This window comes from Nonomuraea longicatena (genome assembly GCF_039525605.1).
GTDB lineage: Bacteria > Actinomycetota > Actinomycetes > Streptosporangiales > Streptosporangiaceae > Nonomuraea > Nonomuraea longicatena.
Window position 1 is genome coordinate 103,016 of the sequence record NZ_BAAAHQ010000006.1, and the last position, 6,112, is coordinate 109,127.

The window sequence follows — 6,112 nt, forward strand, 5'->3', positions numbered from 1 at the left end:
GCGCCGTCAGGTGGGAACCGGCTCAGTATTTGATGCAGTCCTGCTTGGTGAGAACCAGGCTCATCCCGGTGACCTCGATTTTCGGCGCGTAGAAGACATAGAACGCCTTGTTGTTGCCCGGCACGTCGGCGACGGGATACCCGCCCGGACCCTTTCGCAGACCGGGGTAGGCGGCCTTCAGCCGGGCCTTGCTGGAGCCGAGGCCGATGCCTTGAGGCGTTTTCATGCCCGCATGAGCGACGATCATTGCCACGCCGTGCCGTTTGGAGATGTACATGCCCACCCGGTACTCGCCGTACGGATTCTCCTTCAGGTCCCACCCCGTGCACCTGGCGGAATCTCCGACGGATTTACGAAGGATGCTGCCGGTCGCCTTGGCCCTCGCGGTGGTCATGCCGAGCTTCAGAGCTCCGTATCCGTGGGGTCCGAGCGTGGGCTTCCGGTCCGCTGACGCCGCAGGTGCGGCGACGGCCGGGACGACGCCGCCCGCCAGAGCCAGCACAAGCACTGAACGGCCGATGCGCAGGACGGCTGCCCGCCACGTATTCACTGCTTTCCTCCCGAATCAATGACTTGATCACCTTAGTGAGAGGTCAGATTCTTTACGGGCGGTTCACCGGAATGCGTGCGGATACGAACTCCTGACGAGCAGGCGTGCGGGGTTGGAAGGGTTCCGCGCAGCCGGGGAGCGAGTCCCTGCCGGATCGGTCTCGGCCGGTGGAGCGACCGGCGGGTTCCGGCCATACACCCGATCAGGGGTTGCCCCCCGACGGGACCGTCAGTCAAGATCGCTGACGGTGGTGCCTCAGTGCGTTCCGCGAACCTCGGGGGCAGAAGGCGACAACGGCGTTGACCGATCACACCAAGGAGCTCCCATGATGATCGCGCGGACCTGGTTGGCTACCGCTGCGCTGGCATTACCCCTGGCGGCACCCGTCGGCGCGGCCGCGCAGACGCTCGCCCCGGCGCCTCTCAAGACGTTGAGCCTGAGCGGACTCGATCTGCGGGTGGGATCCGACCCGTACTCGGTGCCGCCCGCGGCGGAGTTCGAGCAGGTGGGCATCGGCGGCGCGCTCAGCGGGACCGACCGCGTCGCGCTGCCGGGTGGCGAAGACCCCGGATGCGCCGCTCGGGCGGGCAATCTTCCGCGTCTGCCCGTCGCCACCTGGTTCTGCTGGGACGCCGACGCTCAGGGCGACCCGGCCGACCCGTCGAAACTGCCCTGGGTGCCGCAGGCGATGGCAAGCTCGGGCGAAGCCCAATTGGACGGCACCCCGATCGGCAGCGACCGCAGAGCCCTGATCACGAGCTGGAGCTGGACGAACCAGAACACCGACTACCGCTACAACTCGGTGATGCTCTCCGTGATCGATCTTGATTCGCGCAGCTATCGCAACGTCCTGCCCGTGTGGGTGGACTCACGCGGCGACCTCAGGCGCGTCTACGGCCACGGCGGCGGGCTGGCGTGGTACGGGCCGTACCTGTTCATGACCTCCAGCAAATCGTGGAACGGCTATTCGGGCCCCAGCTCCACCCACAGCACGATCCGCGTCTTCGACACCCGCAAGATCTACCGCAAGACCGGCAGCGGGGGCGGCGACTTCAAGTACGTGATTCCGGAAGTACGCCACTACATCACGCCCTTCCAGCTCGACTACGTCTCTCTTGACCGCAACAGCTCCGGCGGCGCGAGCCTGATCGCGGGCAACTACAAGAAGAGCCACGACGGCGGCACCTTCGCCGGGACCAAACTGATCCGCTACCGGTTCCAGCCGGGCGCGAGTGCCGACTACCGGTTGTACAACGCTCCGGTTCAGGCGTGGGAGTCCACCCTGCCGGGCGACCCGGCCGACGCCATCAGCGACGTCCAGGGCGTGCAGGCGGACGGCGACACCCTCCATCTCAACATGTCCGCCGGTCGTTCCCCGGGCGCGGACCCGCGCAGGCGTTTCGCCACGGTGAACGTCGCCGACGCGACCATCAGATCCCACAGGAACTGGGCCTACCGTCCGGAGGACCTGTCGCTCTGGTACGCCACCGGTGAACTGTGGGGCCAGACCGAAGGAGAAGGGGAGCGCGTCGTCTTCTCCGTGAAAGCCACGGACGCCAACCCCTGAGCTTGCGCATCGCCGTACTGAGGGTTGATCGTCTCGCCGGCCGTCGGCTGATGCCGGGGCCGAAGACGACGAACAGGACTACCGAACACGCCAGGAAGCCCCTCCGCACTTCGACCCCAGGGGCCATCTGAACACCCGTGCGGCCGTCAAGGACACTCGGCACGGCAGGTTGTCCGGTAGGGCGTCCGCGAACCCTACCCAATACTTCGACGGTCGATATATGGTGGGGTCATGATCGGAATGACGGAGGCGACGTACTTCATCCTCGTCGCCTTGATGGACGAGCCGCTCCACGGATACGGGATCATCAAACGTGCCCGGACCCAGTCGCTCGGCGAGGTCGACCTCGCCGTCGGCACTCTGTACAGCGCGCTCGATCGGCTCTCCGAGACCGGCTGGGTGCTGCTTGACCGCGAGGAGACCGTGAACGGGCGTCCGCGACGCTACTACCGGATCACCGACGACGGTGTGCACGCCGTCCGTGCTCAGGCGGCCCGCTTGCAGCGCGCCGCCGCACTCGTCCTGCGGCCGAGCGGGGTGACGAGCGTATGACCCACGTTCTCGAACGGCGGTACCGCCGCCTCCTGCGCGCCTACCCCAAGGACTACCGCGCGGCGCACGGCGAGGAGTTGATCGGCACGTTGATGGAGGCGGCCCGGCCCGAGGACCGTCGGCCGTCGCCGCGCGAGACGCTGCATCTCCTCGCCGGCGCGTTCACCGTCCGCGTCCGGGCCAGCCGCGCGGCCGGCGTGCCGCCGTGGACCGACGGCCTGCATCTCGGCGCGCTGATCGTGGCGATGGTCACCTTCGCACAGCTTCCTGTCCTGCCGTACTTCGACTACGAGATATGGACGGTGCTCGGGATCGTCCTGATGGTGGCGCTCGTTCGGGGATGGGTGCGGGTCGCGGCTCTCCTTGCGGCGTTCGCCGCGGTGTGGACGAGCTGGCCCATCGTCTGGGGAGGGTTCTACGTCCCGGGGCTCGATCTCGGTCCGATGTACGGCGACCTCGCGCCGGTTGCGCCTTACTGGGTGGTCGCGGCCGCGTCGGCGGTGCTCGCCGTTCGGCGGGCGGGGGCGGGCCGTGCGTCCGGGAAGGCCCGGGGGTGGGGCGCGACGATGCCCGCCCGGTCGCCATGGTGGCTGCTCCTCCCGCTGGCCGGCTGGGCGCTGCAGCTCACGCAGGTGCCGGTGTACGAACCTGTCTGGGTCGTCTCGCGGGCCGGCGTCGAGGTGGTGGCTCTGCTGCTGGTGCTGGCCGCGACGCTGGCTGCCAGGGACGGCCGCTGGGCGCTGGCGGCCGCCGTCTACCTGCTTCCCGGCCTGGTCTACCTGGCCGAGAACCTGCTTGTGACCGGTGTCCGCGGCTTCCTGTACTGGAGCGTGCTCACCGCTCTCGTCGTGGCCTCCTTGATCGCCGCCCGTCGGGTGCACACCAGGGCGTGAGCGCCGCCTTGCGCACCACACAGGTGGGTACCTGATGGATACGCCAAGAGGTCCAGCGCATCGGGCTCGGCCGTCGCCGGACCATCTCCGAGGGCCTCCACCAACCACGCTCCTGGGGTGCCGCGATGGTCAGTACACCCCGTGCTGACGTGCGGAAAGTCCTTAGCGTTGTTCTCTGAGCGAATAGTCTCCGCATCCCTCTTCCGCGCCTACGTCGGCAGGGGCCAGACCCGGCACCTGTACGAGGTGACGATGGCCGGTCACGGCCGAGACTCCCGGCACCCACCCGGAGACACCGGTCCTCCTGCCGCACGGCACGCAGGACACGAACCGGCCCAGGCGCACATGCCACGGCGCGGACGGGGGCGAACGGCGCCCTTCCCCGTCCCCGAGCGGATCACCGAGGAACTCGCCGCGCCGCCACCGGGACCGGTTCCCCGGCTTGACGCGGACCGCCTTCTGGATGATTCATGAGAAGCAGAGCCATCGGACCCTCGGTACTGACGTGGAGGCATCGTGCGCAAAGGCATCGTTGTCACGGCCCGACCCGGTGTGGAGGACCTGGCCGTGCAGGCCGAGGAGTTGGGCTTCAGCAGCTTCTGGGTCTACGACACACCCGTGCTCCACGGCGATCCGTTCGTGGCCTTGGGCCTGTGCGCGAAGGTCACCCGGCGGATCAAGCTCGGCATCGGCGTGACCTCGCCGGCGTTGCGGTCACTGCCCGCCGCGGCCGGCGCGTTCGCCAGCCTCAACGCGCTGGCGCCCGGCCGGATCATCTGCGGCGTCGGCACCGGGAACACCGCCCGGCGCACCCTGGGGATGGCGCCGACCACGACAGCCGAACTCGAGAACTTCACCGCCGCCCTGCAGAGCCTGTGCGCCGGCGGCACCGCCGAGTACCGCGAAGGGGGCCGGGCCCGCGACATCCGGCTCCTGCATGCCGGGCCGTACGTGAACACCACCGATCCCATCGAGTTCCTGGTGGCCGCCTTCGGACCGAAGGCGGCCGCCGTCGCCGGCCGCCGCGGCACCGGCATCCTCTCCTTCGGTCTCCTGGCACCCGAGGACTGGAAGGCGCTCCACGATGCTCGCCGGCAGGCCGGGGGCGCCCCCGGTGACCCGGCTTCCTACGTCATGACCGCGCTGCACGTCCTCAAGGAGGGTGAGGACCCCCACGGCGACGCCGCCAAAGACGCGACGGGCCACATCGTCATGTCGCTGCTGACCTTCGCCGCCGACAATCCCGCGTTCGCCGAACGGCTCGGCGTCGAGGAACGCGACGCCGTACGGTCGCTGCTGTCTCGCCGGGGAACCGTGACCGGGGCGCCGGACCGGCACACCGCGCTCTACGCCGACTATCTGGGGCGCATCGCGCCGGCGGACCGGGACCTGATCCTGCCGCCGCTGATCGACGCGCTGACGCTGGTCGGAACGCGGGACGGCCTGCTCGCTCGCTTCACCGCCCTGGCGCATGCCGGCATCGACGAGATCGTCATCCAGCCGGTGGTCGATCCGCCGGCGGAGATGGCCGAGTTCGCGAAGCTGGCCACCTGAACTCCTCAGCCCCGCAGCAGGCGGCTGCGGGCAGGACCCCGGCCCGCCCGCAGCGGCTCGTCACCGGCTGAGCACCCGCAACGACACCCTGTCTCCGGCAGGCTGGGTTCTCGTGCGCAGCTCCGGCACGGCCCCGAGGGCGCTCTCAGGGAAGGTCCCAGTCGAACGTTCCGCTGCCCGGCGGAAGCGACTGAGCCTGGCCGGGAGCGCGCTCGGGCGGGGGCTGGAACGGCGGCAGGCCGTCGGGCTTGAGCTCCGCGCCGCCGAAGCCGATAGCGCCCGGCCCGTCCGGCAGCACCGTCCTGATCGTCAGCAGGGCGCTGCGCAGCCGCGCGAAGTTCATCCCCGCGTTGCCGAGGAACCCGGCGAGCTGGCCGATCAACGCGATCACGGCGATGTTGGCGGTCCTGACGGCCGCCGCCTCGCCGAACGCGGCCGCCATCGCCGTGGCGGGGAACGCGCGCGCGACCATCAGGCCCGTCAGCGCGGTGATGAGCGAGACCCCGGTCAGCCGCAGCGCCGTGTCGAACTCGGCGTAGGCGTCGGCCAGCTGGCCCAGATTGTCGCCCATGTGCTCCATCAGCGTCTTCGTCGCGCCGAGCTGGCTGTTGAAGGTGTTCAGCGAGAGTTCGAAAGCGGCCTGGTCGGCGGTGTCCCAGCCGGTCGTCGCCCTGCGGACCGTCTCGACGCCGGGCATCAGCTGCCCCTCCACGCCGATGGTGCCGGCCAGCGCGTTGGCCCAGCTGGTCCTGGCCTGCCGGATGGCCTGCTCGTTGCCCTGCGCGCCCTCCACCATCAGGTACGTGGCCACGGCCAGCAGGCTCATGCCGGAGGCGACCCGCCAGGTGCGCACGGCCGCCGACGGCGTCCTGGGCACCGCCGACGGAGGCGGCCCCGGCGGATGGGGCGGCATGGGCGGCATGGGCGGGCGGGGCGGCACGGGCGGGCCGAACCCCGCGCCCGGCGCCGGGCGCGGGAGCCCGGCCGCCGGATGAC

General features: G+C 70.0%; 6 protein-coding genes. 4 read left to right on the top strand and 2 right to left on the bottom strand.

The window, feature by feature from the left end; translation table 11 throughout:
- Positions 1-22: 22 nt before the first annotated feature.
- On the bottom strand, positions 23-394 hold the full coding sequence (locus tag ABD120_RS07675) for a hypothetical protein (protein ID WP_343949016.1): 372 nt from the start codon (positions 392-394) through the stop codon (positions 23-25).
- Between the two features lie 481 nt (positions 395-875).
- On the opposite strand from ABD120_RS07675, the gene ABD120_RS07680 reads away from it, so the two are divergent.
- From ABD120_RS07680 to ABD120_RS07695, 4 genes are all read left to right on the top strand, one after another.
- On the top strand, positions 876-2,117 hold the full coding sequence (locus ABD120_RS07680) for a hypothetical protein (protein ID WP_343949017.1): 1,242 nt from the start codon (positions 876-878) through the stop codon (positions 2,115-2,117).
- 231 nt (positions 2,118-2,348) lie between these two features.
- Positions 2,349-2,669 carry a PadR family transcriptional regulator gene (locus ABD120_RS07685; RefSeq protein WP_343949018.1) on the top strand — a complete coding sequence of 107 codons (321 nt, stop codon included), beginning with the start codon at positions 2,349-2,351 and terminating at the stop codon, positions 2,667-2,669.
- Complete coding sequence (locus ABD120_RS07690; protein WP_343949019.1) at positions 2,666-3,562, top strand: hypothetical protein; 897 nt, start codon at positions 2,666-2,668, stop codon at positions 3,560-3,562. The genes ABD120_RS07685 and ABD120_RS07690 overlap by 4 nt, the downstream gene beginning before the upstream one ends.
- Positions 3,563-4,078: 516 nt before the next feature.
- Positions 4,079-5,116: an LLM class flavin-dependent oxidoreductase gene (locus ABD120_RS07695; RefSeq protein ID WP_343949020.1), complete on the top strand. Its 1,038-nt coding sequence runs from the start codon at positions 4,079-4,081 to the stop codon at positions 5,114-5,116.
- A gap of 145 nt (positions 5,117-5,261) precedes the next feature.
- Here ABD120_RS07695 and ABD120_RS07700 read toward each other — a convergent pair.
- The coding region (locus ABD120_RS07700; RefSeq protein WP_343949021.1) for a WXG100 family type VII secretion target at positions 5,262-6,112 on the bottom strand (851 nt) is incomplete at its 5' end.

Excerpts from the sequence above, each read along its gene's own strand:
- ABD120_RS07675 (WP_343949016.1), bottom strand. The coding sequence starts at position 394 with ATGACCACCGCGAGGGCCAAGGCGACCGGCAGCATCCTTCGTAAATCC.
- ABD120_RS07680 (WP_343949017.1), top strand. The coding sequence starts at position 876 with ATGATGATCGCGCGGACCTGGTTGGCTACCGCTGCGCTGGCATTACCC.
- ABD120_RS07685 (WP_343949018.1), top strand. The coding sequence starts at position 2,349 with ATGATCGGAATGACGGAGGCGACGTACTTCATCCTCGTCGCCTTGATG.
- ABD120_RS07690 (WP_343949019.1), top strand. The coding sequence starts at position 2,666 with ATGACCCACGTTCTCGAACGGCGGTACCGCCGCCTCCTGCGCGCCTAC.